Raw genomic sequence first — 25,253 nt, forward strand, 5'->3', positions numbered from 1 at the left:
CCTCCCTAGTCCGACAGTCCGGTATCGTTCTGCTGGCCGTCGTATTCGCCGCGCTCGAGGAAATACAGGCGCGAGAAGCCCGGGTCGTAATGGCGCAGGCCTTCGCCGGGCAGGCCCGGCAACTGCGCGTCGGCGGCCAGCGGCTGGACCAGGTGCGGGGTGACGATCATCAGCAGCTCGCGGTCGTCCTTGTCCAGCTTGGTCGAACGGAAGAAGGCGCCGAGGATCGGGATGTCGCCCAGCCAGGGAAACTTGTCGACGTTGCTCACCGAGTTGCTGCTGGTCAGGCCGCTGATCACGAAGCTTTCGCCATCGGCCAGCATCACGCTGGTGTCGGTGCGCCGCACCCGCAGGGCCGGCACCGCCACCCCGCCGCTCTGGATGCCGGCGCTGTAGTCCAGCTCGCTGACCTCCGGCGCCACCTTGAGGGCGATGCGCCGGTTGTTCATCACCGTCGGGGTCAGGGTCAGGCGGATGCCGAATTCTTTGTATTCGATGGTGACGTTGTCGTTGGTGCCGTTCGGCACCGGGATCGGGAACTCGCCACCGGCCAGGAACGACGCGCTCTGCCCGCTCATCGCCACCAGGCTCGGACGCGCCAGGGTATAGGCGAAGCCGCTGCCCTCCAGGGCGTTCATGAAGCTCAGCCACTTGCCGCCGCCGAAGATCAGGTTGAAGCCCGACGCGCCGGCGCCGAAGGTACCGCCCAGGCCGCTGCCGTCGGCGTTCACCTTGATGTCGCCGAGGCTGCCCGGCGCGCCGAGCACCCAGAGATTGCCACCACGACGGACGAACGATGTGCTGGCCTGCTTGAGCTTGCTGCGGCTGACCTCGACGAAGCGGATGTCGGTCTGCACCTGGTTCGGCAACTCGTCCGCGCCCCCCGCCCCGAGCGCTGGCGCGGCTGCGGTATCGACGCTGCCGCGCCCTTCGACCGCGACCTGGCTGCGCAGTGGTTCCGCGCTGCAGGCGGTCCAGATCAGCAGGCTGGTGGAACCCTGCTCCTTGCCGGTGACCAGCAGGCTGCTGCGGTCCAGCAACTGCACGTCGGCGATCTGCGGATCGCCGATGGCCAGGCGCTTGATCGGCACCGCCAGGCGCAGGTCATTCTGCTGCCCCTGGGCGACACTGACCTGCGGCGCCTGCGCCAGCAGTTCCAGGCAGCCCTGCGGCAGGGCCGAGGCCGGCTGCGCAAGCGACAGCGCCAGCAACCCGGCCAGCCCACACCACATCTGTACTCCCCTGGTCCGATGCATGGGCCGGCTCCCTCTCAAGGCGCTTCGTGGGTCATGGCACTGCCACGGTAGACCGCCACCCCGGCGCCGGCCGGCGCGCGCGGCGCTGCGCTGCGTACGCCGGCCGGCGTGGCCTTGCGCCGCTCGAGCAACTGGTCGAGGGTCAGCGCCGCGCCTGGAGCGCCCAGCGAGGCCCGCAGCAGCGGGCCTTCCTGTTCCCTGCGGTAGAGTTCCTCGTCCTGGCTGCGGATCGCCAGGCGCAACGCCCCGGCCTGGCTCGCCAGCATCAGCCGCGCCACGCCTTCCGCCGGCACCGCCAGCACGGCGGTACGCGGCGGGCGCGGATCCTTTTCCGTGGCCGAACGGTCCTGGCCGTCGCCGCCCACGGCGATCCGTTCGCCGTAGGTGAGCACCCGCACGCCGGGCAACACCAACTGCGCCAGCGACGTCGACTCGCCACCGCGCTCGTCGCGGACGAAGAGCATCACGTCGACGTAGTCGCCGGGCAGGACGAAGCCGCCGCCGCCGATCACCTCGTCCACCGCGATCGCCATGGCGCGCTCGTCCGCACGGATGGTGCGGGCCAGCGGGCCGCCGGGCTCGAGCGTCGCCGCGGAGAGGATGCTGCCCGCCGGCACCGCCACCCAGACCCGCTTGCCGAGCAGCGCCTCGGGCTTGTCGTAGCTGCCGGCCGGCGCGGTGCGCAGCATTTCCACGACGAGGTCGTCCTTGCCGATCACCGCCAGCGCCGGCAGGTCACGGCTGGCCACCAGCACCGGCTTGCGTTCGAGTTTCTCCAGCGACGCGTCCACCACCGAAGTCGCCGGCGCCACCGCAGGGACCTGGACGGTCGAAGGCGCACGCCCGATGGACACGCCGAGGTATCCAAGCAGTACGGCACCGACCAGCAGCAGCCCGGCCAGCACCATCAGCACCTTGCTATTCATGGGCAGCCACCTGCTATGCGTCCGGGCAGTTCGGATATCGGAAAATCACCGGCGAACGCCAGTGGGCGAACAAGAGAGGGCGGCTTCTTACGGTCCGTGTCATGGCCATACTCCGGGATTGGCTTTCCATGGCAGGTACTTCGAGGCTATCGGCTGACCGGGAGGTATTCCTCAAGAACTAAAGCTCATAACTTCGCCTGGCCATCGATATATCCGAATCTAGACTTCCGATGATCAATGTCAATTTCCATTAGATGTAGTCCAAGTGCTGTAACCCGCCTATATAACCTTGCGACTAATCCACTCCTACTAATGCCATTTACTTGTTGCAAACTGCCATCACCGGCCTAGCCTCAGCGGTGAGGCATCGCTCTGTCTCGGTGGTTTGCCGCGTGCGAGGAGTAGACTGAAAATGAAAAACCTGTCCCTGTTCCTGTATTGCAAGTTCCGCGCATTCCTGGCGGATGAAGAGGGAGCCAATGCCATCGAATACGCGGTTATCGCCGGATTGATCGCGGTCGCTCTTATTGCGGTATTGAGCCCGACGGATAGCGGTATCGTCGGCGGGTTGAAAGCCTTCTTCGACGGCGTCGGGGAAAAAGTCGGCGGCCTGGCCCCTTCAGCCAACTGACCTCTTTTTCCTCCCGCAATCCTCCTTCCCCAGTGGCGCCATTTTCATGGCGCCACTATTTTGCCTTTATACTGGCACTATGCTACAAAGCCTCCCGCTCAGGCGCTGGAACACGGCTTTCCCCGGCAAGCTCCCCCCTGGTGGCCTGGGCTCCCTGCCCCATCTGAGGCTTTTGCCAGGACGCATCGCTCATGCTTCGCTCGCTGTCGTTTGCCAAGAAAATCCTTCTCGCCGCCGCGCTGGTGGTGGTCTTCGCCTTCACCTGCTTCATCCTCTACAACGATTACCGGCAGCGCGAGGCGGTGCGCACGGACACGGAAAACTACCTCGGGGAAATCGGCACCCTGACCGCCAGCAACATCCAGAGCTGGCTGGAAGGCCGCATGCACCTGGTGCAAGGACTGGCCTCGCAGCTCGCGCTGCTCGAGCAGCCCGACGAGGCGGGCATCGCGCGACAGCTGGAACAGTCGGTGTTCAGCAGCAACTTCGCCTCGGTCTACCTCGGCGAGGCAGCCACCGGGGCGTTCACCATGCGTCCCTACGATGCCATGCCGGCAGGCTACGATCCGCGTACCCGTGCCTGGTACAAGGAAGCGCTGGCAGCCGACCGGCTGATCGTCACCGAGCCCTTCGTCGATGCCGGCACCGGCGAGCAGATCCTCGCCATGTCGCTGCCGGTGCGGCACAACGGCCAACTGCTGGGCGTCGCCGCCGGCGACATGAAGCTGGAAACCCTGACCGCGATCCTCAACTCGCTGAAGTTCGACGGCGCCGGCTATGCCTTCCTGGTCAGCGACGCCGGCAGGATCCTCCTCCACCCCGACTCCGGGCTGGTCCTGAAGAGCCTCGCCGAAGCCTATCCCAAGGGCGCACCGGCAATCGCCCCCGGAGTCCATGAAGTGGAGCTCGACGGCCGCAGCCAGTTCGTTTCCTTCACTCCGGTGAAGGGACTGCCCGGCGTGACCTGGTATGTCGCCCTGGTTCTCGACCGCGACACCGCCTATTCGATGCTCAGCGAGTTCCGCACGTCGGCGATCGTCGCCACGCTGATCGCGGTGGTCGGCATCATGTTCCTCCTCGGCATGCTGATCCGCGTGCTGATGCAGCCGCTCACCGACATGGGCCGCGCCATGCAGGACATCGCCCAGGGCGAGGGCGACCTGACCAAGCGCCTGAAGGTCACCAGCAACGATGAATTCGGCGCCCTGGCGATCGCCTTCAACCGTTTCGTCGAGCGCATCCACGAGTCGATCCGCGAGGTCGCCGGCACCGCCCGCCAGTTGCACGACGTGGCGCAACTGGTGGTCAACGCCTCGAACTCGTCGATGGCCAATTCCGACGAGCAGTCCAACCGCACCAACAGCGTCGCCGCCGCGATCAACGAACTCGGCGCCGCCGCCCAGGAAATCGCCCGCAACGCCGCCGACGCCTCGCACCATGCTTCCGACGCCAACCATCAGGCCGAGGACGGCAAGCAGGTGGTCGAGCAGACCATCCGCGCGATGAACGAGCTGTCCGAGAAGATCAGCGCTTCCTGCGCCAACATCGAGGCGCTGAACAGCCGCACGGTGAACATCGGGCAGATCCTCGAGGTGATCAAGGGCATCTCCGAGCAGACCAACCTGCTCGCCCTCAACGCCGCCATCGAGGCCGCCCGCGCCGGCGAGGCCGGGCGCGGCTTCGCGGTGGTCGCCGACGAGGTGCGCAACCTCGCGCACCGCGCCCAGGAGTCGGCGCAGCAGATCCAGAAGATGATCGAGGAACTGCAGGTCGGCGCCCGCGAAGCGGTGGCCACCATGACCGAGAGCCAGCGCTACAGCCTGGAGAGCGTGGAGATCGCCAACCGCGCCGGCGAACGCCTGGGCAGCGTGACCAGCCGGATCGGCGAGATCGACAGCATGAACCAGTCGGTGGCCACCGCCACCGAGGAACAGACCGCCGTGGTCGACTCGCTGAACATGGACATCACCGAGATCAACACCCTCAACCAGGAAGGCGTGGAGAACCTCCAGGCCACCCTGCGCGCCTGCGGCGAGCTGGAGGCCCAGGCCGGGCGCCTGCGGCACCTGGTGGACAGTTTCAAGATCTGAGCCCGTCCGTCCCGCCGGGGATATCGCCACGGGCGTTATCCGCCGGGCCCCCTCGCTGAAACGGCGGATAATCGCGAAGCGGTTATCCGCCCCACGCACTCATCCAGCCTCCATGAAAAAGGCGCCCAAGGGCGCCTTTTTTAGTGCCTGGCGCTCAACGCCGCTTCTTGCCGCCCATCAACGAACCCAGCAGGCCGCGCACCAGCTCGCGGCTCAACTGGTTGGCCGCCTGGCGCATGGCGCTCTTCACCGTCGAGTTGGACAGCAGGCTGCCGAGGATCTGCCCGGCCATGCCGCCAACGCCGGACGAGCCCTCCTGCTGTGCGGGCGCCTGGCCCTGCACCTCCGGCTTGGCGGCCGCCTTGCTCGCCAGTACCTCGTAGGCCGACTCGCGATCGATCGGCTGGTCGTAGCGGCCCTTCAATGGCGAACGCTGGACCAGTTCGGCGCGTTCGCTGTCGCTCAGCGGGCCGATCCGCGAATAGGGCGGCGCCACCGCGACACGCTGGACCATGGCCGGCGTGCCCTTCTCCTCCAGGGTGCCGACCAGCGCCTCGCCGATGCCCAGTTCGGTCAGCCCCCCCAGGGTGTCGAACGCCGGGTTCGGGCGGAAACCGTCGGCCACCGCGCGCAGCGACTTCTGTTCCTTGGCGGTGAAGGCGCGCAGGCCGTGCTGGATACGCAGGCCGAGCTGGGCGAGGACGTCGTCCGGCAGGTCGCCCGGCGACTGGGTGACGAAGTAGACGCCGACGCCCTTCGAGCGGATCAGCCGCACCACCTGTTCCAGACGGTCGCGCAGGGCTTTCGGGGTGCCGTTGAACAGCAGGTGGGCCTCGTCGAAGAACAGTGCCAGCACCGGCTTGTCGGCATCGCCGCGCTCCGGCAGTTGCTCGAACAGTTCGGCCAGCAGCCAGAGCAGGAAGGTCGCGTAGACCTTCGGCGCCTCGTGCACCAGGCGACTGGCGTCGAGCAGGTGGATGCGTCCGCGTCCGTCCGGCTCGGGGCGGAGGATGTCCTCCAGTTGCAGCGCCGGTTCGCCGAAGAACGCCTCGGCGCCCTGCTGCTCCAGGGTCGCCAGGCGGCGCAGCAGCGCCTGCCCGGAAGCACCGGTGAACAGTGCACGGTCCTCGCCGAGGATTTCCGGATTGTCCTTCAGGTGGTTGAGCAGCGCCTTCAGGTCCTTCAGGTCGAGCAGCAGCAGGCCTTCGCGATCCGCCACCTGGAAGGCGGCGAACAGCGCGGCCTGCTGGCTGTCGGTCAGTTCCAGCAGGTTGGCCAGCAGCAGCGGGCCCATTTCGCTGATGGTGGTGCGCAGGGGATGGCCGGTCTTGCCGGCGATGTCCCAGAGGGTGGTCGGGTAGGCCTTCGGCTGGTAGTTCAGCCACGGCATGCTGGCGATGCGCTCGGCGACCTTGCCCTGCGGATTGCCCGGCGCGGCGATGCCGCACAGGTCGCCCTTGATGTCGGCGGCGAACACCGCCACGCCGGCATCGCTGAAGGACTCGGCGAGGTGCTGCAGGGTCACCGTCTTGCCGGTACCGGTGGCGCCGGCGATCAATCCATGGCGGTTGGCCAGGCGCCAGGCCTGCCCTACCGGCTGGCCATCGGGGCCAGCGCCGATCAACAACTCATTCGCTTGCGACATCCATTCATCCTCGGGACTAAAGCTCCAGCACGCAGTGCCGACAGTTAAGGAAAGCCCTTTTATACCGGGGCCTCCAGCGGCCCCCGCTAGCAGATGCGCGGGGACCGCGAAGGGGCGTCGGGCCCGCCGTACCGGCCCGACCTGGCCGTCCAGCTTCAGTGAAGACCGTCCGGCCTTCCTGAGACAGGAAAAAACGCCATCGTATCCGTATCACGCACTCTTCGGAGCCACCAGGGAACCGTGGCTTCGCGGCACAAGGCAGTGCCTGGGTCGACGGGCTTGCACCCGCCCGGCCCGCCCGACGCTGCAAGGCGTGCGGACAGCCCCGGCCGATCGCGGAGCGCTCGCCGGGGCCAGGTCAAAGACTGGCGCTACATACTCCTGGACGCAATACAACATGATCAAAAGTCTGAAGTTCAGCCACAAGATCCTCCTCGCGGCCTCCCTCGTGGTGTTCGCCGCCTTCGCACTGTTCACCCTCTACAACGACTACCTGCAACGCAACGCGATCCGCGAGGACCTCGAAAGCTACCTGCGGGAAATGGGCGACGTGACTTCCAGCAACATCCAGAACTGGCTGGGCGGCCGCCTGCTGCTGGTCGAGCAGACCGCACAGACCCTGGCCCGTGACCACGCCCCGGAAAATGTCAGCGCCCTGCTCGAGCAGCCGGTGCTGGCCTCGACCTTCAGCTTCACCTACCTCGGCCAGCAGGACGGCGCCTTCACCATGCGTCCGGACAGCCCGATGCCGGCCGGCTACGACCCACGCACCCGCCCCTGGTACAAGGATGCCGTGGCTGCCGGCGGCCTGACCCTGACCGAACCCTACGTCGACGCCGCCACCCGGGAACTGATCATCACCGCGGCAACGCCGGTGAAGGCCGCCGGCAACACCCTCGGCGTGGTCGGCGGCGATCTCAGCCTGAAGACCCTGGTACAGATCATCAATTCGCTGGACTTCAGCGGCATGGGCTACGCCTTCCTGGTCAGCGGCGACGGCAAGATCCTCGTCCATCCGGACAAAGAGCAGGTGATGAAGACCCTGGGCGAGATCTACCCGCAGAACACGCCGAAGATCGCCGCCGGTTTCAGCGAGGCCGAACTGCACGGGCATGCCCGCATCCTCGCCTTCACCCCGATCAAGGGCCTGTCCGGCCTGAACTGGTACATCGGCATCTCGGTGGACAAGGACAAGGCCTACGCCATGCTCAGCAAGTTCCGCGTCTCGGCTATCGCCGCCGCGCTGATCTCGATCGTCGCCATCCTGCTCCTGCTCGGCCTGCTGATCCGCCTGCTGATGCAGCCGCTGCACCTGATGGGCCGAGCCATGCAGGACATCGCCCAGGGCGAGGGCGACCTGACCAAACGCCTGAACGTGACCAGCCACGACGAGTTCGGCGTGCTCGGCGAGGCCTTCAATCAGTTCGTCGAGCGCATCCATCGCTCGATCCGCGAGGTCGCCGGGACGGCGCACAAGCTGCACGACGTCTCGCAACTGGTGGTCAACGCCTCGAACTCGTCGATGGCCAATTCCGACGAGCAGTCCAACCGCACCAACAGCGTCGCCGCCGCGATCAACGAACTCGGCGCCGCTGCCCAGGAAATCGCCCGCAACGCCGCCGACGCCTCGCACCATGCTTCCGACGCCAACCACCAGGCCGAGGACGGCAAGCAGGTGGTCGAGCAGACCATCCGCGCGATGAACGAGCTGTCCGAGAAGATCAGCGCTTCCTGCGCCAACATCGAGGCGCTGAACAGCCGCACGGTGAACATCGGGCAGATCCTCGAGGTGATCAAGGGCATCTCCGAGCAGACCAACCTGCTCGCCCTCAACGCCGCCATCGAGGCCGCCCGCGCCGGCGAGGCCGGGCGCGGCTTCGCGGTGGTCGCCGACGAGGTGCGCAACCTCGCGCACCGTGCCCAGGAATCGGCGTTGCAGATCCAGAAGATGATCGAGGAACTGCAGGTCGGCGCCCGCGAAGCGGTGGCCACCATGACCGAGAGCCAGCGCTACAGCCTGGAGAGCGTGGAAATCGCCAACCGCGCCGGCGAACGCCTGGGCAGCGTGACCAGCCGGATCGGCGAGATCGACAGCATGAACCAGTCGGTGGCCACCGCCACCGAGGAGCAGACCGCCGTGGTCGACTCGCTGAACATGGACATCACCGAGATCAACACCCTCAACCAGGAAGGCGTGGAGAACCTCCAGGCCACCCTGCGCGCCTGCGGCGAGCTGGAAGCCCAGGCCGGGCGCCTGCGGCAACTGGTGGACAGCTTCAAGATCTGAACCTGCGCGGCCTTCCCATCCAGCATCCGCCGAGCCGACGAGAAAAGCGCCCCCGGCGCTTTTTTCGCTCTCCACGTCGCATTCGGCGCAACCATTCATCCAGTGCGCTAAAGCTTCCGGGCTTGCCGCCGACAGACACGGCAAGCCTTGCAGTTGCGATCCAACTGGGGCTGTTCACGACAGCGCGCCCGCGCCTCCCGGATGCAAGAAACCATGATCAAAAGTCTCAAGTTCAGCCACAAGATCCTGCTCGCCGCCGCCCTGGTGGTGATCGCGACCTTCTCCCTGTTCACCCTCTACAACGACTCCCTGCAGCGCACCTCGATCCGCGAGGACCTCGAGGATTACCTGCACGAAATGGGCGAGATCACCGCCAGCAACGTGCAGAACTGGCTGAGCGGGCGCATCCTGCTGATCGAGAACCTGGCCCAGACCCTGGCCCGCGACCACAGCCCGGAAACCACCCAGGCCCTGCTGGAACAGCCGCTGCTGGGCTCGACCTTCCTCTTCACCTACCTGGGACAGACCGACGGTACCTATACCGCGCGCCCCACCAGCGACCTGCCGGCCGACTACGATCCGCGCCGCCGCCCCTGGTACAACGCCGCCACCAGCGCCGGCCAGACCACCCTCACCGAACCCTATATGGAGCCGGCCATCCATGAGCTGGTGCTGACCATCGCCAGCCCGGCGCGCCAGGGCGGCCAGCCGTTCGGCGTGGTCGGCGGCGACCTCAGCCTGCAGACGGTGGTGAAGATCATCAACTCGCTGGACTTCGGTGGCATGGGCTACGCCTTCCTGGTCAGCGGCGACGGCAAGATCCTCGTCCATCCGGACAAGGACCAGGTGATGAAGAACCTCAGCGACGTCTACCCACGCAACACGCCGAAGATCGGCAGTGGTTTCAGCGAGGCCGAACTGCAAGGCAACACCCGCATCCTCAGCTTCTCCCCGGTCAAGGGCCTGTCCGGCCTGAACTGGTACATCGGCATTTCGGTGGACAAGGACAAGGCCTACGCCATGCTCACCAAGCTGCGCACCTCGGCCATCGTCGCCGCGCTGATCGCGGTGGTGGCCATCGTGCTCCTGCTGGGTATGCTGATCCGCGTGCTGATGCAGCCGCTCACCGACATGGGCCGCGCCATGCAGGACATCGCCCAGGGCGAGGGCGACCTGACCAAGCGCCTGAAGGTCACCAGCAACGATGAATTCGGCGCCCTGGCGATCGCCTTCAACCGTTTCGTCGAGCGCATCCACGAGTCGATCCGCGAGGTCGCCGGCACCGCCCGCCAGTTGCACGACGTGGCGCAACTGGTGGTCAACGCCTCGAACTCGTCGATGGCCAATTCCGACGAGCAGTCCAACCGCACCAACAGCGTCGCCGCCGCGATCAACGAACTCGGCGCCGCTGCCCAGGAAATCGCCCGCAACGCCGCCGACGCCTCGCACCATGCTTCCGACGCCAACCACCAGGCCGAGGACGGCAAGCAGGTGGTCGAGCAGACCATCCGCGCGATGAACGAGCTGTCCGAGAAGATCAGCGCTTCCTGCGCCAACATCGAGGCGCTGAACAGCCGCACGGTGAACATCGGGCAGATCCTCGAGGTGATCAAGGGCATCTCCGAGCAGACCAACCTGCTCGCCCTCAACGCCGCCATCGAGGCCGCCCGCGCCGGCGAGGCCGGGCGCGGCTTCGCGGTGGTCGCCGACGAGGTGCGCAACCTCGCGCACCGCGCCCAGGAGTCGGCGCAGCAGATCCAGAAGATGATCGAGGAACTGCAGGTCGGCGCCCAGGAAGCCGTCAGCACCATGACCGAGAGCCAGCGCTACAGCCTGGAAAGCGTGGAGATCGCCAACCGCGCCGGCGAACGCCTGAGCAGCGTCACTGGCCGGATCGCCGAGATCGACGGGATGAACCAGTCGGTGGCCACCGCCACCGAGGAACAGACCGCCGTGGTCGACTCGCTGAACATGGACATCACCGAGATCAACACCCTCAACCAGGAAGGCGTGGAGAACCTCCAGGCCACCCTGCGCGCCTGCGGCGAGCTGGAGACCCAGGCCGGGCGCCTGCGGCAGTTGGTGGACAGCTTCAAGATCTGACCCCGCCCGTGTCCTGACAGGCATTCCCGCCGAGCCGGCGGATAACCGTGAGGCGGTTATCCGCCCCGCTCCAAGCGCGGCCATCCGCTCCACGCCCCTCGCCTGCGACCTATCCCCGCGCTGGCTCTTCCAAACGCGCCGGTTGGCGCTTTCTTTCCTAGACTTGAAGCCAGGCCGCCCCGCGCACGCCGTTCGAACGTCTGCCGGGGCCGGTGGTCCACTGACTGGCAGAAGGAACAAGCTCAACGGAGGAAGGCCCATCGTGCACATCGCCGATATGACCATGTTCTACGCGCCTGCCAGCGGGGGGGTTCGCACCTATCTGGAAGCCAAGCATCGCCATCTCTGGCACTACCCCGGTATCCGCCACAGCGTGCTGGTCCCGGGCGCCGGCTACCGCCAGGCGAATGGCATCCACGAGGTCCCGGCGCCGCCGCTCCCGTTCGGCAACGGCTATCGTTTTCCCCTCCGCCGCGGCCCCTGGCGCAAGGTGCTGCGCAATCTGCAGCCGGACCTGATCGAGGTCGGCGATCCCTACCTCACCGCCTGGGCGGCGCTCGACGCACGGCGCCGGCTGGACGTGCCGGTGATCGGCTTCTACCACTCCGACCTGCCGCTGCTGGTGAGCAACCGCATGGGCGCCTGGCTGGGCACCAATGCCGACAACTATGTGAGCAAGCTGTACGGCCATTTCGACCGGGTGCTGGCGCCCAGCCGGGTGATGGCCGAGAAGCTGATGCGCCTGGGCGTCGCCGACGTACACGTGCAGCCGCTGGGCGTCGACCTGGTCACTTTCCATCCGTGCAACCGCGACCCGGGCCTGCGCCAGGAGCTCGGGCTGGACGAGGAAACCCGCCTGCTGGTGTTCGCCGGTCGCGGTTCACGGGAAAAGAACCTGCCGGTGCTGCTCGATGCCATCCAGCGCCTGGGCGATGGCTACCATCTGCTACTGGTGGGTTCCAACATGCCGACCCGGGTACCGCACAACACCAGCGTGGTCGACCATTTCTGCGACAGCCGGGAAGTCGCCCGCCTTCTGGCCAGCAGCGACGCGCTGCTGCACGCCGGCGACCAGGAGACCTTCGGCCTGGTCGCCCTGGAAGCGATGGCCAGCGGCATCCCGGTGGTGGCGGTGCGCGCCGGGGCGCTGGCGGAAATCGTCCCGGAACGCTGCGGCGTGCTCTGCGCGCCGAACAATGGCGACGCCATGGCCTGCGCCGTGCGCGAGCTGTTCAGCCACGACGTGGCGCAGCGCGGCCAGCGCGCGCGCCGCCACGTCGAGCGCCAGCACGCCTGGGACGCGGTGGTCGCCGGACTGCTGCTGCACTATCACGCGGTACTCGGCGACAGCGAGGCGAGGTTCCCGCGCCATGGCTGAACGCAGCCTGCTGCTGGTGCTGCATGACGTGGCTCCGGAGACCTGGCCGGACTACCGGCCCTTCGTCGAGGCGGTGGATGCTCTCGGCCAGGTGCCGATGACCTGGCTGGTGGTCCCCGATTTCCACCATCGCAACCCGCTGGAAAACGACGAGGCGTTCTGCGAACTGCTCTCGCGACGGGTGGCGCATGGCGACGAACTGGCTCTCCACGGCTTCTATCACTACGATGACGCCCCACCACCGCGCACTCCGGGGCAATACTTCATGCGTCGCATCTATACCTGGGAGGGAGAGTTCTACGCCCTCGACCACACCGAGGCCAAGGCCCGCCTGGCCGCCGGCATCCAGCTGTTCCGCCGGCGCGGCTGGCCGCTGCACGGTTTCGTCGCGCCGGCCTGGCTGATGAGCGCCGGCACCCGCCAGGCGCTCGGCGAGAGCGGACTGCGCTACACCAGCGACCCGTCCAACCTGTACCTGCTTCCCCGACTGCAACCGATCGAGGCTCCCGGCCTGGTCTGGAGCGCACGCAGTGCCTGGCGTCGCGGCCTCTCCTGGGCGCTCAGCGAGCAGCGCCGGCGGGCCTGGCGCGAAGCGCCGGTGATCCGTCTCGGACTCCATCCCGTCGACATGCGTCATCGCTTCTCCCGCGAATACTGGCTGCGCACCCTCGAGACCCTGCTGGCCGAGGGGCGCCGTCCGCTGACCAAGATCGACTGGCTGGACCGCCAGCAGGCTTCGGACCGCGCGGCATGAGTCGAGGCTGGTTGCTGCTGTTCGGACTGATCGGCGCCTCGCTGATTCCGCTGCTGCTCGGCGGCAGCGACATGTTCCCGCGCCTGCGCGCCTTCCCGCTGGACAGCCTGCTGCTGATGTTCGGCATGATCGTGGTCTGCTGGTTCATCAACGGCCTGCGCCTGCGCCTGCTGCTCGCCGGCCGCGCGGGCAGGCTCGGGCAGATGCAGAGCGTCGGTATCATCATGGCCAGCGAGTTCGCCTTCTGCGCCACCCCCGGCGGCAGCGGCGGTCCGCTGACCCTGATGGCCCTGCTGGCCCGCCGCGGCCTGAGGCCGGCGCAGACCAGCGCGGTGTTCGCCGTGGACCAGTTGGCCGACCTGACCTTCTTCCTCTGCGCCCTGGGCGCGATCCTGATCTACGCCCTCAGCCATTCGCTGAGTCCGAACATGGAGTCGAGCCTGATCTTCAGCGCGGTGTTCCTGGTCGGCCTGTTCGTCGGCGCGGTGATGCTGATCCGCTACCTGCACCAGGTGATCCGCTTCAACGGCCGGGTCCTGGCCCGGCTCGGCGTGTCGCCGCGCAAGCGGTTGCACTGGGGACGCAAGATCCTGCACTTCCGCATCGCCCTGCACGACAGCCTGCGTCTGCCGAAACGCCGCCTGCTGGCGGTGTTCCTGCTCAGCAGCACGCACTGGCTGCTGCGCTTCAGCGTACTCGACCTGACCCTGCGCGGGCTCGGGGTGGATATCCAGTGGGCCTGGACCTTCCTGATCCAGATGGTTTCGCTCAGCGCCGGCCAGCTCTCGCTGATTCCCGGCGGCGCCGGCGGCACCGAGCTGACCTCGGCGGCGCTGCTGGCGCCCATGGTCGGCAAGTCGACAGCGGCGGCGGCCATCGTCATCTGGCGGGCAGTGACCTTCTATTTCTACCTGGTCGCCGGCGGTCCGGTGTTCGCCGTGCTCGCCGGGCGGCCGCTGCTGAAGAAGCTGATCAGCAGTCGCGAGGCGTCTTCCTGAGCCTGTCGTCGGCGGAGCCCTCGGCCATCTCGCCGCCGTTCTCCTGGAGACGCCGCCAGAGTTCGGCCGCGCCTGGAAACTCGGTTCCGTCCTCGTCGCCCAGCGCGTCGATGTCGTAGCGGCTGGTGCAGCCCTCGCCGAGGGTCGGCGGCGGGCTGGCGGTACCCGCCTGCCTGGGATCGCTCATGTTCCTTCCTCCGGATGCCGGCCATGGCCGGCACCGCGCGGGAACCGACTCAGTCGAACACCACCGTCTTGTTGCCGTGAACCAGTACACGGTCTTCCAGGTGATAGCGCAGACCGCGCGCGAGCACCAGTTTTTCCACGTCCTTGCCCAGGCGCACCATGTCCTCGACGTTGTCGCGGTGGGTCACCCGCACCACGTCCTGCTCGATGATCGGGCCGGCATCCAGTTCCTCGGTCACGTAGTGGCTGGTCGCGCCGATCAGCTTGACCCCGCGCTTCGACGCCTGGTGGTAAGGCTTGGCGCCGATGAAGGACGGCAGGAAGCTGTGGTGGATGTTGATCACCTGGTGGGCGTACTTGCGGCACAGGTCCGGTGGCAGGATCTGCATGTAGCGGGCCAGTACGATGCAATCGGCACCATGTTCGTCGATCAGCCGGGAAACCTCGTCGAAGGCCGGCTGTTTGTCCTGGGGATCGACCGGAACGTGGAAGTACGGGATGCCGTGCCATTCGACCATGCTGCGCAGGTCGTCATGGTTGGCGATCACGCAGGGAATCTCGCAGTCCAGTTCGCCACTGTGCCAGCGGTGCAGCAGGTCGGCCAGGCAATGCGACTCCTTGCTGGCCATCAGCACCACGCGCTTCTTCACTTCGGAATCGGTGATCCGCCACACCATGGAAAACTCGCGGGCGATCGGGGCGAAGGCCTGGCGGAAGCCATCGAGATCGAACGGCAGGGAATCGGCACGGATCTCGTGGCGCATGAAGAACCAGCCGTTATCGTTATCGGAATGATGGCTGGCTTCGGTGATCCAGCCATTGTAGGTGGCCAGGAAGTTACTCACCTTGGCAACGATCCCGACCCCGTCGGGACAGGCGATCACCAGCCGAAAAGTGCGCATGGGTATACTCCAGAAACATCGCGAAAAGCCGCCATTCTAGCGGCACGGCGGGAAAAGTTCAGCCTCGGCGACAGCCTTTCGACGGGCTGTTCGCAGGCGAGAATAAAGCCCGGCAACAGGGCAATGGCGATGCCGAATTAATTACTTTGAATTTCTTCGAGAAAACTTTTCTTCGCGGTTTACTTACAGTTTCGCCCTGACTATTATTGAATCTACTTACATGCCCGCCATCGCCACTCAGCACAGACAAGGTACCTGACATGTCCCTGATCAATGAATATCGCGCCACGGAAGAAGCCATCAAGGAACTTCAGGAACGCCTGAAGTCCCTCGAACAAGACGACAAACTGAAAAAAGAACTGGAATTCGAAGAGAAGCTGCGGGCACTGATGGGTACTTACCAGAAGTCTCTGCGCGACGTGATTTCCCTGCTCGATCCGGACGCCAAGATCGGCGGCAAGAGCACCCGCGCGGTGAAGGCCCCTGCCGGCAAGCGCGCGCGCAAGGTCAAGCAATACAAGAACCCGCATACCGGTGAAGTCATCGAGACCAAGGGCGGCAACCACAAGACCCTGAAAGAATGGAAAGCCAAGTGGGGCCCGGAGGCCGTCGAGAGCTGGGCCACCCTGCTCGGCTAAGCGCCGCTCGCTCGAAGGAACGCCAGCCTAGTGCTGGCGTTTTCATTTCTGCCGGAGAGTGCGCCGGCACATGCCTCGCGCCGTCAGTTGTCCAGCGCATAGCGTCGACGCAGTTCCCCGGCATAATCGCGCCAGGCCGCAAGTACCGCCGGCAATGTCCCGCCCTGCTCTTGTCGACAGGCTTCCATTGCCGCCTCGAAGGCCGGCAAAGTATTCGGCGCACCGAATTCTTCATGGGACAAACGATTGCGGCAGAACGCCTCCCATTGTTGTCGCTCGCTGGGACTTAAAGTTTCCGGGAAATTGCGCGCACGATAACGGAAGAACAATTCCTGCAAGCGGATATCGTCGAACGGCCATTGTTCTCTGGCCAACTGCTCCGGTTCGGCGCGACGCAGCTGTTCGCAAAGGCGCCGGTCGCGGTCGCCGATAAATCCGTCATACAACTGTTGTTCGGGGTCTTCGCTGGCAGCGAAACTTTCCTCGCTATATGCGAGGGCCAGTTTTTCCGTCCAGGCAGCCTGCCGCTGGCGCAACAGCTCGGCTCTCCGCTGGCAGGCCTCGACATCGATGCCTGTGCGCAGGCGATCCTCGGCACGCAACACCGACAGCGGCGCCACCACCGGGCAACGGTTCACCTGGATCTGCTTCAGCGGCACCGGCAGCTCGCCTTCGGCCAGCTCGTCGCGCCGGGTATACAGGCGCCGGCGCAGCTCCTCGGCGGACAGCTCCAGCAACGGCGCGGGGTCGGCGCGCAGGTCGCAGACGATCAGGGCATTGCGGTTGCGCGGGTGCCAGGCCAGCGGCAGGACCACGGAGAGGAAATGACGCTCGGCGGAAAAGCGCCCGGAGACGTGCACCAGCGGCTGCAGCAGGTGGATCTGGTCGAGCACCCTGTGCTTGCTGCGCAACTGGTAGAGATAGTCGTACAGGCGTGGCTGGCGCTGGCGGATCAGGCGGGCCAGGGCGATGGTCGCGCGGACGTCGGACAGCGCGTCGTGGGCCTGGCCGTGCTCCAGGCCATTCGCCGCGGTGAGCAGTTCCAGCTTCAGCGATACGCGACCGTCCGCTTCCGGCCACTGGATGCCTTCGGGGCGCAGGGCGTAGGCGGTGCGGACCATGTCGATCAGGTCCCAGCGACTGTTGCCGCCCTGCCATTCGCGGGCATAGGGATCGAAGAAGTTGCGGTACAGGCTGTAGCGCGTCACCTCGTCGTCGAAGCGCAGCGAGTTGTAGCCGGCCACGCAGGTCGCCGGGTGCGCCAGTTGGGCGTGGACCCGGGTCATGAAGTCGGCCTCGGAGAGCCCCCGCTCGGCCAGGCGCTGCGGGGTGATGCCGGTGATCAGGCAGGCCATCGGGTGCGGCAGGATGTCGTCGCTGGGGCGGCAATAGAGATTCATCGGCTCGCCGATCTCGTTCAGCGCCTCGTCGGTGCGGATGCCGGCGATCTGCAGCGGGCGGTCGCGACGGGGGTCGATGCCGGTGGTTTCGTAGTCGTACCAAAAAATACTCGCGTTCACGGTCATTCCCTATCTGGCGGCAGCAGGGAGTCTAACAGCGACAGCCGTTCCGCTTTCAAAGCCTTGAGGTATTCGCTGGTTTCCCCCGGGCTATCAGAAACCTCTGAACTCAATCCACCCCATAATCCGCGACAATCCGCCTCTTCCTCCATCCAACCTTGCGCAACGCCCCCACCCCTCGTTAGCATTCCGCACGCACGGATGCCCGTTTCACAGACAAGGAAAGCACCATGACCGACACCAGCAATCCCTACGCCACACCCGCCAGCGCGCTGCAGCCCACCCAAGCGGTGCCACCGGTGATCGGTGACTACGATTTCCGCATCGGCGACGTGATCAGCGAAGCCTGGGCCAGGATCAAGGGTGTCAAGGGCATCCTGATCGGCGCCTTCGTGGTCTACAGCGTGGTGGTCCAGACCGTCACCTTCGTCCTTACCCTGATCTTCGGCGGCATCGGCCTGATGAGCGAAGCCGATCCCGTCGCCCTGGCGATCGGCCAGATGATCGCCAGCCTGGCCGCCACCGCCGTCAGCTATCCGTTCTTCACCGGCCTGACCATGATCGGCATCCGCCGCGCCGCCGACCAGCCGGCGACCTTCAACGAGATGTTCAACTATTTCGGCGTGATGGTGCCGCTGCTGATCACCGGGCTGCTGATGATGCTGATGGTCTACCTCGGCTTCTTCCTGCTGGTCATCCCCGGCATCTACCTGAGCGTCGCCTACATGCTCGCCCTGCCGCTGGTGGCCGAGCGTGGCCTGTCGCCCTGGCAGGCGCTGGAAACCTCGCGCAAGGCCATCAGCCGCCACTGGTTCAAGGTCTTCGGACTGATGCTGGTACTCAGCCTGCTGATGCTGGTGAGCATGATCCCGCTGTTCATCGGCCTGATCTGGACCGGCCCGCTGTTCGTCGTCTCCATGGGCATCCTCTACCGCACCATCTTCGGCGTCCGCCCGCTGGGCAATTGAGAAGCCGTCCGGGCCGCCGCGGCGGCCCGGTTGCCTGATGACGCCGCGCTGGCTAGCATCTGACTTTCCCCGACACGGCCCCCCGATGCTCCCGAACGCTGCCGCCCGCCTCGTCGCGCCCGCCTCACGGCCTGGCGCCGAGGTCCTCGACACCCATTACCACGTGGAAACGCCGGAAGGCATCGACCTGCTCCTGCGCCCCGCCGGCGTCGTCCCCAGGGCCCTGGCCTACAGCATCGACCTGGGCATCCGCGGACTGATCATGCTGGTGCTGATGCTCGGCCTGGCCTTCCTCGGCAAGCTCGGCGCCGGCCTCGGTCTGCTGCTGACCTTCGTCATGACCTGGTGGTACATGGTCCTGTTCGAAGTGCTCAACCAGGGCCGCTCGCCCGGCAAGCAACTGATGGGCCTGCGCGTGGTCCACGACGACGGCACGCCGGTAGGCTGGGCCGCCTCGCTGCTGCGCAACCTGCTGCGCTTCGCCGACATCCTCCCGTTCGGCTACGCCCTGGGCCTGCTCAGTTGCCTCAACCACCCGGCCTTCAAGCGTCTCGGCGACATCGCCGCGGGAACCCTGGTGGTCTACCGCGAGCCCGAGCTGAGCCGACCGAGCCTGCCCGACGTCGAGCCGCTGCTGCCACCCTTCCCGATGAGCCTGGAGGAACAGCGCGCCTTCCTCGGTTTCGCCGAACGCGGCGCGGCGCTTTCCGCCGCGCGTCGCGAGGAGCTGGCGGGCATCCTCGCCGAACCGCTGGGCGTCGAGGCGGTCCGCGCCCAGGCCGAGATCAACGGCATCGCCCGCGGCTTTCTCGGCCTGCGCCAGGAGAGCGCATGAAACAGAGCCTCTTCGAACAGCGTCACCAGGCCGCCTGGCAGCGCTTCGACAAACGCCTCGCCTTCCTCGAGAAAGGCAGGAAGCTGGAGGGTTCCAGCGAGGACTTCGCCGCCGATTACCGGCGCCTCTGCCAGCAGCTGGCGCTGGCCCAGGAACGCGGCTACAGCAGCCACCTGATCGATCAGTTGCAGCAGCTGGTGATGCGCGGCCACCAGCAGTTCTACCGGCACCGCAGCCACCTCGGCAGCCGCATCCTCGGCTTCCTCCTCGCCGGCCTGCCGCGCCTGGTTCGCGAGGAATGGCGCAGCATCGCCGTGGCCAGCCTGCTGTTCTACGGCAGCGCCCTGCTCATGGGCCTGCTGGTCTACCACTTCCCCGACCTGATCTACAGCGTGGTCAGCCCGGACAAGGTCAGCGAGATGGAATCGATGTACGCCCCCGAGACCACCCGCCTCGGACCGCTGGGTGCGCGCGACACCAGCGACGACTGGGAGATGTTCGGCTTCTATGTCATGAACAACATCGGCATCGCCTTCCAGACCTTCGCCAGCGGCGTGCTGCTGGGCCTGGGCAGCCTGTTCTTCCTGCTGTTCAACGGCCTGATGATCGGCTCGGTGGCCGGCCACCTGACGCAGATCGGCTACGTGCAGACCTTCTGGCCGTTCGTCATCGGCCACGGCGCCTTCGAGCTGACCGCCATCACCTTCGCCGGCGCCGCCGGCCTCAAGCTCGGCTGGGCGCTGCTCGCCCCCGGTCGCCTGACCCGCGGCGAAGCACTGCGGCTGGCCGCCAGACGCAGCGTGCAACTGATCGCCGGGGTGATCGTGCTGTTGCTGCTGGCCGCCTTCACCGAGGCCTACTGGTCCTCCATCAGCCATTTCCAGCCACGGGTGAAGTACGTGGTGGGCGCAGTCCTCTGGCTGCTGGTCGGCGCCTACTTCCTGCTCGCCGGACGGAGCCGCCATGCGCCTGACTGACGCCAGCGTGGCGATCCGCCCGCGCAGCGCCTGGGAGGCGCTGGACCTCGGCATGCTGTTGGCGCACCGCCACGCGCGGCTGCTGATGGCCAGTTGGGCACTGCTGACGCTGCCGCTGTTCGTCGTGCTCAGCCTGCTGCTGTGGCGACACCCGACCCTGGCGATCCTGCTCTTCTGGTGGCTCAAGCCGGCCTTCGAGCGGCTGCCGCTGTACATCCTCTCGCACGCCCTGTTCGGCGACACGCCAACCCTGAAGCAGGCGCTGCGCGCCTATCCCGCACTGTTGAAGAAACAGTTGCCGGCCAGCCTGCTGTGGCGCCGCTTCAGCCCGACGCGCAGCTTCGACCTGCCGGTCCTGCAACTCGAAGGACTCGCCGGGGACACGCGCAGCCAGCGCCTGATCGTCCTGTCCCAGCGCAACGCCGGCGGCGCGACCTGGCTGACCGTGGTCGGCGTGCACCTGGAGATGGCCCTCTGGGCCGGCTTCGCCATGCTGCTGTACCTGCTGATCCCGGCGCAGAGCGAGATCGACTGGAACTGGCAGAGCCTGCTCGATCCGGAGGCCGGCGAATGGCTCTGGCTCGAGCACCTGTCGAACCTGCTCTACGCCCTGGTGCTGGTGATCTGGGAACCGATCTACGTGGCCTGCGGCTTCACCCTCTACCTGAACCGGCGCACCGAACTGGAGGCCTGGGACATCGAACTGGTGTTCCGCCGCCTGCGCCAGCGCCTGCTCGGCAGCGCCTACGTACTGCTGCTCGGGCTCGGCGGACTGCTGGCCTGGCTGCCCTCCCCCGCCGTCTACGCCGAGCCGGCGCCGGCCGCCAGCGCCGCCGCGGCCGAGCTGCCGCCCGAACAGCCCCGCCTGCTGCGGCAGAAGCTCAACAGCGAACAGGCCGGCAAGCAGATCCAGGCGCTCGTCGACGCCGCTCCGTTCAAGAACAGCGAGACCGTCACCGGCTGGCGCTTCGGCGACAAGACCGGGAAGAAGGACGGCAGCAAGGACGACGAGAAGCAGCTCAAGGCGTTCTTCGAGGCCCTGGCCAACTGGGTGCCGTTCCGCCATGTCGCCCAGGCCATCGAGGTACTGCTCTGGGCGTTGCTGTTCAGCGCGGTGTTCCTGCTGGTCTGGCGCTACCGCGAATGGCTGCGCCTGTTCGTCGGCAACCTGGGTCTGCCGCGCCGGCCCCGGCGCGAAGCGCCGACGGTGATGTTCGGTCTCGACCTCAGCCCGGAAAGCCTGCCCGACGACATCGCCGGTCACGCCGAGCGGCTCTGGGCGGAAAAACCGCGGGAGGCCCTCGGCCTGCTCTACCGTGGCCTGCTCAGCCGCCTGCTGCACGACTACCGCCTACCGCTGAAGGGCTCGCATACCGAGGGCGAGGTCCTGCGCCTGGTCGAGCGGCTCGACCAGCAGCAGCCACTGCTGCACTACGCCCGGTTGCTGACCGCCCAGTGGCAGGCCCTGGCCTATGGCCACCGCCTGCCCGCCGAAGAGCTGCGCCAGCGCCTGTGCGACGGCTGGCGTGGCCTGTTCGCCACCGAGGTGCGCCCATGACGAGCCGCCGTGCGCGTTTCCTGTTCGTCGCCGTGCTCCTGCTGCTGGCTGGTTTGCTGGCGCTCTTCCTCTTCAGCCGGCTGCAACCCTATACCGAGACCATCGACCTCGGCCCGGCGCCGGAGGCCCGGCGCAACCCCTACCTCGCCGCCGAGCTGTTCCTGCGCAAGCAGGGCGTCGCGGTGAACCGTGCCGACGGCCTGGAGACACTCAAGGACCTGCCGCCGGCCGGGCATACCCTGCTCCTGCTCGGCAGCCGCGCCGGCATGACCCCGGCCCAGGCCCGGCGGCTGCTCGCCTGGAGCGAACAGGGCGGACACCTGGTGCTGGTCGCCGAGCGTCTGTGGGACGAGGACGAGAAGAAGAGCGGCGACCTGCTGCTCGACAGCCTGGACATCCGCCAGTACCTGACCGAGGACTTCGACGACAGCCAGGACCAGGCACGGGAGCAGGCCCAGGCCGACGAGGAGGTGGCGGAAGAGGACGAGGCCGTGGATACGCCACCGGCGGACGCCGCCGAAGAGGACGCGCAGACGCCTGCCGACGCCACTCCCGACCATTCCGCGCTGACCCGCCTCTACCTGGAGAACGAGCAGTCGCCGGCCTACATCGGCTTCGATCCCGATTATCACCTCTACGACCCGCAGAACCACGCCTACGCCTGGGCCAACAGCGGCGATGCCACCCACCTGCTGCAGATGCAGCACGGCAAGGGCCTGGTCACCGTGCTCACCGACGCCTGGATCTGGCAGAACCGCAACATCGAGCAGTACGACAACGCCTGGCTGCTCTGGTACCTGACCCAGGACAACCAGGTCACCCTGCTCTACCGCGCCGAGCGCGACAGCCTCGCCACCCTGCTCGCCCGCCACTTCCCCGAAGCCCTGGCGGCGGCGCTGCTGTTGCTGCTCGGCGGCCTGTGGCGCGCCGGCCTGCGCCAGGGACCGCTGCAGCCGGTGGCCAGCCGCTCGCGCCGGCAACTGGAGGAACACCTGCGCGCCGGCGCCGACTTCCTCCTCCGCCAGCGTGGCCACGTCGCCTTGCTGCACGGGTTGCAACGCGACATCCTGCGCAGGGCGCGACGTCGCCACCCCGGTTTCGAACAGCTCGGCGTCGCCGAGCAATGGCAGATACTCGGGCGCATGACCCGCCTGCCACCCAGTGCCATCAGCCAGGCCATGCGCCCCTACCCGGCGCAGCGGCTTTCCGCTGCCGACTTCACCCGCCAGGTCGCCCACCTGCAAAGCCTCAGGAATGCCCTATGAGCGAACAGACGCCCGAACAACCGAGCACCGCGCCCAACCCGGCGCTCCAGCGCCAGCGCGCCAGCCAGCTGGCGCAGGCCTTGCGCAACGAACTGCAGAAAGCCCTGATCGGCCAGGGTGCGGTGATCGACGACGTGCTCACCGCGCTGCTCGCCGGCGGCCACGTGCTGGTGGAAGGCGTCCCGGGGCTCGGCAAGACCCTCCTGGTGCGCGCCCTTGCGCGTTGCTTCGACGGCGGCTTCGCGCGTATCCAGTTCACCCCCGACCTGATGCCCAGCGACGTCACCGGCCACGCCGTGTACGACCTCGCCAGCGAGCAGTTCAAGCTGCGCAAGGGCCCGGTGTTCACCCACCTGCTGCTGGCCGACGAGATCAACCGCGCCCCGGCCAAGACCCAGGCCGCCCTGCTGGAAGTGATGCAGGAGCGCCAGGTGACCCTGGAAGGCCGCGCCCTGCCGGTGCCGCAGCCGTTCATGGTGCTGGCGACGCAGAACCCGATCGAGCAGGAGGGCACCTACCCGCTGCCGGAAGCCGAACTCGACCGCTTCATGCTCAAGCTGCGCATCGACTACCCGGCCGAAGCCGAGGAGCAGACCCTGGTGCGCCAGGTGACCCGCTCGGCGCGCAGCGACATGCTCGACGTAGCCAGCCTGCGGCCGCTGCTGAAGGACAAGGACATCCTCGCCCTGCAGCGGATCGCCAGCGACCTGCCGCTCGACGACCAGGTGCTCGACTACGCCGTGCGCCTGGCCCGCACCACCCGCAACTGGCCGGGCCTGGCCCTCGGCGCCGGGCCGCGCGCGTCGATCGCCCTGGTCCGCTGCGGCCGCGCGCGGGCGTTGCTGCGTGGTGGCGAGTTCGTGCTCCCCGACGACATCAAGGGCTGCGCTCTGGCGGTCCTGCGCCACCGGGTCCGGCTGTCGCCGGAACTGGATATCGAAGGCCTGTCGGTGGACCAGGTCCTGCAACAACTGCTCGACCAGGTACCGGCACCGCGCGTATGAAGCCATCCCGCGCCCTGCTGGCGCTGACCGCCGCGCTCCTGCTGCTGGCCATCGTCCTGGGCAGCCTGTCGGCGCTCGGCCGGCAACTGCCGGCGCAGTTGCACACCTTCTGGTGGGCGGCGCTGGCCGCGCTGGTCCTGCTCGGCCTGCTGGACGCCCTGTGGGCACGACGCCAGCCGGCGCCGAGCCTGAGCCGCCAACTCAGCGGCAACCTGCCGCTCGGACGCTGGAGCGAAGTGCGCCTGCACCTGCAGCACGGCTACCGTCGCCCGCTGCGCCTGAGCCTTTTCGACCACCTGCCGGCCGGCATGGACTTCGAATACCTGCCGCAGGAAGTCGAGCTGCGCCCGGGCGAAAGCACCGAGCTCGGCTACCGGGTACGGCCACTGAACCGCGGCCACTTCGTGTTTCCCCGCTGCGAACTGGAACTGCCCAGCCCGCTGCGCCTGTGGCGGCAGCGACGCTACCTGGAGGTACGCGACGAAACCCGGGTCTACCCGGATTTCGCCCGCCTCTACGGCGCCGAGCTGATGGCGGTCGATCACTGGCTCAACCAGATCGGCGTGCGCGGCGGCCAGCGCCGCGGCCTCGGCCTGGAGTTCCACCAGTTGCGTGAATTCCGCGACGGCGACACCCTGCGCCAGATCGACTGGAAGGCCACCGCGCGCAAACGCACACCGATCGCCCGCGAGTACCAGGACGAACGCGACCAGCAGATCCTCTTCCTGCTCGACTGCGGGCGGCGCATGCGCAGCCAGGACGGCGACCTCTCGCACTTCGACCACGCCCTCAACGCCAGCCTGCTGCTGGCCTACGTCGCCCTGCGCCAAGGCGACGCGGTGGGCGCCATGACCTTCGCCGGCGACGACCGCCGGCACCTGCCTCCGGGCAAGGGCAACGGCCAGCTCGGCGCGTTGCTGAATACCGTCTATGACCTGCGGACCAGCCAGCGTCCCGCCGACTTCCCGGAAGCCGTCCAGGCCGTGCTGTCCCGCCAGCGGCGGCGAGCGCTGGTGATCCTGGTGACCAACCTGCGCGACGAGGATGACGAAGAGCTGCTCGGCGCGGTGAAACGCCTGGGCCGCCAGCACCGGGTGCTGGTCGCCAGCCTGCGCGAGGAAGTGCTCGATACCCTGCGCCAGGAGCCGGTGGCCCGCTACGAGCAGGCACTGGCCTACACCGGCACCATCGACTACCTGAACGCGCGCAACGGTCTCCACGAGAAGCTCGTCGCCCATGGCGTGCCGGTGCTCGACGCGCGCCCCAGCGAACTGGGCCCGGAGCTGATCAGCCGCTACCTGGGCTGGAAGCGCGCCGGCGTGCTCTGAGGCG

Annotated in this window: 21 protein-coding genes; 15 read left to right on the forward strand and 6 right to left on the reverse strand. The window is 67.2% G+C overall.

The window, feature by feature from the left end; all coding sequences use genetic code 11:
* Positions 1 to 5: 5 nt before the first annotated feature.
* Both PSPA7_RS23195 and rcpC read right to left on the reverse strand, forming a co-directional pair.
* Entirely contained in the window at positions 6 to 1,256 is a 1,251-nt protein-coding gene (locus tag PSPA7_RS23195) for a type II and III secretion system protein family protein (RefSeq protein ID WP_049792048.1), read from the reverse strand.
* A 14-nt stretch (positions 1,257 to 1,270) separates the two neighbouring features.
* On the reverse strand, positions 1,271 to 2,182 hold the full coding sequence (rcpC, locus tag PSPA7_RS23200) for a type 4b pilus Flp biogenesis protein RcpC (RefSeq protein WP_012077117.1): 912 nt from the start codon (positions 2,180 to 2,182) through the stop codon (positions 1,271 to 1,273).
* 412 nt (positions 2,183 to 2,594) lie between these two features.
* Between rcpC and flp the strand changes: the two genes are divergently transcribed.
* Positions 2,595 to 2,813 (forward strand): type 4b pilus Flp major pilin, encoded by a 219-nt coding sequence (gene flp / locus PSPA7_RS23205; RefSeq protein ID WP_003158020.1) that lies wholly within the window; start codon positions 2,595 to 2,597, stop codon positions 2,811 to 2,813.
* 191 nt (positions 2,814 to 3,004) lie between these two features.
* Positions 3,005 to 4,903 (forward strand): methyl-accepting chemotaxis protein PctC, encoded by a 1,899-nt coding sequence (gene pctC, locus PSPA7_RS23210; RefSeq protein ID WP_012077118.1) that lies wholly within the window; start codon positions 3,005 to 3,007, stop codon positions 4,901 to 4,903.
* Between the two features lie 154 nt (positions 4,904 to 5,057).
* Here pctC and PSPA7_RS23215 read toward each other — a convergent pair whose 3' ends face one another.
* Positions 5,058 to 6,548, reverse strand: a complete 1,491-nt coding sequence (locus tag PSPA7_RS23215; protein WP_012077119.1) for a helicase HerA-like domain-containing protein — start codon at positions 6,546 to 6,548, stop codon at positions 5,058 to 5,060.
* Between the two features lie 397 nt (positions 6,549 to 6,945).
* Between PSPA7_RS23215 and pctA the strand changes: the two genes are divergently transcribed.
* From pctA to gpgF, 5 genes are all read left to right on the forward strand, one after another.
* On the forward strand, positions 6,946 to 8,835 hold the full coding sequence (gene pctA / locus PSPA7_RS23220) for a methyl-accepting chemotaxis protein PctA (protein ID WP_012077120.1): 1,890 nt from the start codon (positions 6,946 to 6,948) through the stop codon (positions 8,833 to 8,835).
* Between the two features lie 213 nt (positions 8,836 to 9,048).
* Positions 9,049 to 10,938 carry a methyl-accepting chemotaxis protein PctB gene (gene pctB / locus PSPA7_RS23225; RefSeq protein WP_012077121.1) on the forward strand — a complete coding sequence of 630 codons (1,890 nt, stop codon included), beginning with the start codon at positions 9,049 to 9,051 and terminating at the stop codon, positions 10,936 to 10,938.
* Positions 10,939 to 11,200: 262 nt separating this feature from the next.
* Positions 11,201 to 12,316: an N-acetylglucosaminyl phosphatidylglycerol synthase gene (gpgS, locus tag PSPA7_RS23230; RefSeq protein WP_012077122.1), complete on the forward strand. Its 1,116-nt coding sequence runs from the start codon at positions 11,201 to 11,203 to the stop codon at positions 12,314 to 12,316.
* Positions 12,309 to 13,070 (forward strand): N-acetylglucosaminyl phosphatidylglycerol deacetylase, encoded by a 762-nt coding sequence (gene gpgD / locus PSPA7_RS23235; protein ID WP_012077123.1) that lies wholly within the window; start codon positions 12,309 to 12,311, stop codon positions 13,068 to 13,070. Before gpgS ends, gpgD begins: the two co-directional genes overlap by 8 nt.
* The gene (gene gpgF / locus PSPA7_RS23240; protein ID WP_012077124.1) at positions 13,067 to 14,068 is read left to right on the forward strand and encodes a glucosaminyl phosphatidylglycerol flippase; all 1,002 of its coding nucleotides are present in this window, start codon (positions 13,067 to 13,069) and stop codon (positions 14,066 to 14,068) included. Before gpgD ends, gpgF begins: the two co-directional genes overlap by 4 nt.
* Here gpgF and PSPA7_RS23245 read toward each other — a convergent pair.
* Both PSPA7_RS23245 and purU read right to left on the reverse strand, forming a co-directional pair.
* Positions 14,043 to 14,255, reverse strand: a complete 213-nt coding sequence (locus PSPA7_RS23245; RefSeq protein WP_012077125.1) for a hypothetical protein — start codon at positions 14,253 to 14,255, stop codon at positions 14,043 to 14,045. The two genes, gpgF and PSPA7_RS23245, sit on opposite strands and share 26 nt — an antisense overlap.
* 49 nt (positions 14,256 to 14,304) lie before the next feature.
* Positions 14,305 to 15,156, reverse strand: a complete 852-nt coding sequence (purU, locus tag PSPA7_RS23250) for a formyltetrahydrofolate deformylase (RefSeq protein ID WP_003157637.1) — start codon at positions 15,154 to 15,156, stop codon at positions 14,305 to 14,307.
* Between the two features lie 260 nt (positions 15,157 to 15,416).
* Here purU and mvaT point away from each other — a divergent pair, with 260 nt between their 5' ends.
* Positions 15,417 to 15,794 carry a histone-like nucleoid-structuring protein MvaT gene (gene mvaT / locus PSPA7_RS23255; RefSeq protein WP_012077126.1) on the forward strand — a complete coding sequence of 126 codons (378 nt, stop codon included), beginning with the start codon at positions 15,417 to 15,419 and terminating at the stop codon, positions 15,792 to 15,794.
* Positions 15,795 to 15,877: 83 nt separating this feature from the next.
* On the opposite strand, the gene sbcB is transcribed toward mvaT, so the two are convergent.
* The gene (gene sbcB / locus PSPA7_RS23260) at positions 15,878 to 17,320 is read right to left on the reverse strand and encodes an exodeoxyribonuclease I (protein ID WP_023443431.1); all 1,443 of its coding nucleotides are present in this window, start codon (positions 17,318 to 17,320) and stop codon (positions 15,878 to 15,880) included.
* 224 nt (positions 17,321 to 17,544) lie between these two features.
* Here sbcB and PSPA7_RS23265 point away from each other — a divergent pair, with 224 nt between their 5' ends.
* Genes PSPA7_RS23265 through PSPA7_RS23295 form a run of 7 tightly spaced genes read left to right on the forward strand, consistent with a single transcriptional unit; the run spans position 17,545 to position 25,249 of the window.
* Positions 17,545 to 18,282, forward strand: coding sequence for a hypothetical protein (locus PSPA7_RS23265; protein ID WP_003157639.1), 738 nt, complete (start codon positions 17,545 to 17,547; stop codon positions 18,280 to 18,282).
* 37 nt (positions 18,283 to 18,319) lie between these two features.
* Positions 18,320 to 19,117 carry an RDD family protein gene (locus PSPA7_RS23270; protein WP_023443432.1) on the forward strand — a complete coding sequence of 266 codons (798 nt, stop codon included), beginning with the start codon at positions 18,320 to 18,322 and terminating at the stop codon, positions 19,115 to 19,117.
* Positions 19,114 to 20,094 carry a stage II sporulation protein M gene (locus PSPA7_RS23275; RefSeq protein ID WP_012077129.1) on the forward strand — a complete coding sequence of 327 codons (981 nt, stop codon included), beginning with the start codon at positions 19,114 to 19,116 and terminating at the stop codon, positions 20,092 to 20,094. The genes PSPA7_RS23270 and PSPA7_RS23275 overlap by 4 nt, the downstream gene beginning before the upstream one ends.
* Entirely contained in the window at positions 20,081 to 21,652 is a 1,572-nt protein-coding gene (locus PSPA7_RS23280; RefSeq protein WP_012077130.1) for a DUF4129 domain-containing protein, read from the forward strand. The genes PSPA7_RS23275 and PSPA7_RS23280 overlap by 14 nt, the downstream gene beginning before the upstream one ends.
* A complete protein-coding gene (locus tag PSPA7_RS23285) occupies positions 21,649 to 22,917 on the forward strand; it encodes a DUF4350 domain-containing protein (RefSeq protein ID WP_012077131.1) in 1,269 nt (422 codons plus the stop codon). Before PSPA7_RS23280 ends, PSPA7_RS23285 begins: the two co-directional genes overlap by 4 nt.
* Entirely contained in the window at positions 22,914 to 23,921 is a 1,008-nt protein-coding gene (locus PSPA7_RS23290; protein WP_012077132.1) for an AAA family ATPase, read from the forward strand. Before PSPA7_RS23285 ends, PSPA7_RS23290 begins: the two co-directional genes overlap by 4 nt.
* Positions 23,918 to 25,249 (forward strand): DUF58 domain-containing protein, encoded by a 1,332-nt coding sequence (locus tag PSPA7_RS23295; RefSeq protein ID WP_012077133.1) that lies wholly within the window; start codon positions 23,918 to 23,920, stop codon positions 25,247 to 25,249. Before PSPA7_RS23290 ends, PSPA7_RS23295 begins: the two co-directional genes overlap by 4 nt.
* Positions 25,250 to 25,253 lie beyond the last annotated feature (4 nt).

Origin of the sequence: Pseudomonas paraeruginosa PA7, assembly GCF_000017205.1 — a bacterium.
Taxonomy (GTDB): Bacteria; Pseudomonadota; Gammaproteobacteria; order Pseudomonadales; family Pseudomonadaceae; genus Pseudomonas; species Pseudomonas paraeruginosa.

Excerpts from the sequence above, each read along its gene's own strand:
- purU (WP_003157637.1), bottom strand. The coding sequence starts at position 15,156 with ATGCGCACTTTTCGGCTGGTGATCGCCTGTCCCGACGGGGTCGGGATC.
- PSPA7_RS23285 (WP_012077131.1), top strand. The coding sequence starts at position 21,649 with ATGACGAGCCGCCGTGCGCGTTTCCTGTTCGTCGCCGTGCTCCTGCTG.
- pctC (WP_012077118.1), top strand. The coding sequence starts at position 3,005 with ATGCTTCGCTCGCTGTCGTTTGCCAAGAAAATCCTTCTCGCCGCCGCG.
- flp (WP_003158020.1), top strand. The coding sequence starts at position 2,595 with ATGAAAAACCTGTCCCTGTTCCTGTATTGCAAGTTCCGCGCATTCCTG.
- PSPA7_RS23295 (WP_012077133.1), top strand. The coding sequence starts at position 23,918 with ATGAAGCCATCCCGCGCCCTGCTGGCGCTGACCGCCGCGCTCCTGCTG.
- PSPA7_RS23275 (WP_012077129.1), top strand. The coding sequence starts at position 19,114 with ATGAAACAGAGCCTCTTCGAACAGCGTCACCAGGCCGCCTGGCAGCGC.
- PSPA7_RS23265 (WP_003157639.1), top strand. The coding sequence starts at position 17,545 with ATGACCGACACCAGCAATCCCTACGCCACACCCGCCAGCGCGCTGCAG.
- rcpC (WP_012077117.1), bottom strand. The coding sequence starts at position 2,182 with ATGAATAGCAAGGTGCTGATGGTGCTGGCCGGGCTGCTGCTGGTCGGT.
- PSPA7_RS23290 (WP_012077132.1), top strand. The coding sequence starts at position 22,914 with ATGAGCGAACAGACGCCCGAACAACCGAGCACCGCGCCCAACCCGGCG.
- sbcB (WP_023443431.1), bottom strand. The coding sequence starts at position 17,320 with ATGACCGTGAACGCGAGTATTTTTTGGTACGACTACGAAACCACCGGC.
- PSPA7_RS23245 (WP_012077125.1), bottom strand. The coding sequence starts at position 14,255 with ATGAGCGATCCCAGGCAGGCGGGTACCGCCAGCCCGCCGCCGACCCTC.
- pctB (WP_012077121.1), top strand. The coding sequence starts at position 9,049 with ATGATCAAAAGTCTCAAGTTCAGCCACAAGATCCTGCTCGCCGCCGCC.
- PSPA7_RS23270 (WP_023443432.1), top strand. The coding sequence starts at position 18,320 with ATGACGCCGCGCTGGCTAGCATCTGACTTTCCCCGACACGGCCCCCCG.
- gpgD (WP_012077123.1), top strand. The coding sequence starts at position 12,309 with ATGGCTGAACGCAGCCTGCTGCTGGTGCTGCATGACGTGGCTCCGGAG.
- mvaT (WP_012077126.1), top strand. The coding sequence starts at position 15,417 with ATGTCCCTGATCAATGAATATCGCGCCACGGAAGAAGCCATCAAGGAA.
- gpgF (WP_012077124.1), top strand. The coding sequence starts at position 13,067 with ATGAGTCGAGGCTGGTTGCTGCTGTTCGGACTGATCGGCGCCTCGCTG.
- PSPA7_RS23215 (WP_012077119.1), bottom strand. The coding sequence starts at position 6,548 with ATGTCGCAAGCGAATGAGTTGTTGATCGGCGCTGGCCCCGATGGCCAG.
- PSPA7_RS23195 (WP_049792048.1), bottom strand. The coding sequence starts at position 1,256 with ATGCATCGGACCAGGGGAGTACAGATGTGGTGTGGGCTGGCCGGGTTG.
- PSPA7_RS23280 (WP_012077130.1), top strand. The coding sequence starts at position 20,081 with ATGCGCCTGACTGACGCCAGCGTGGCGATCCGCCCGCGCAGCGCCTGG.
- pctA (WP_012077120.1), top strand. The coding sequence starts at position 6,946 with ATGATCAAAAGTCTGAAGTTCAGCCACAAGATCCTCCTCGCGGCCTCC.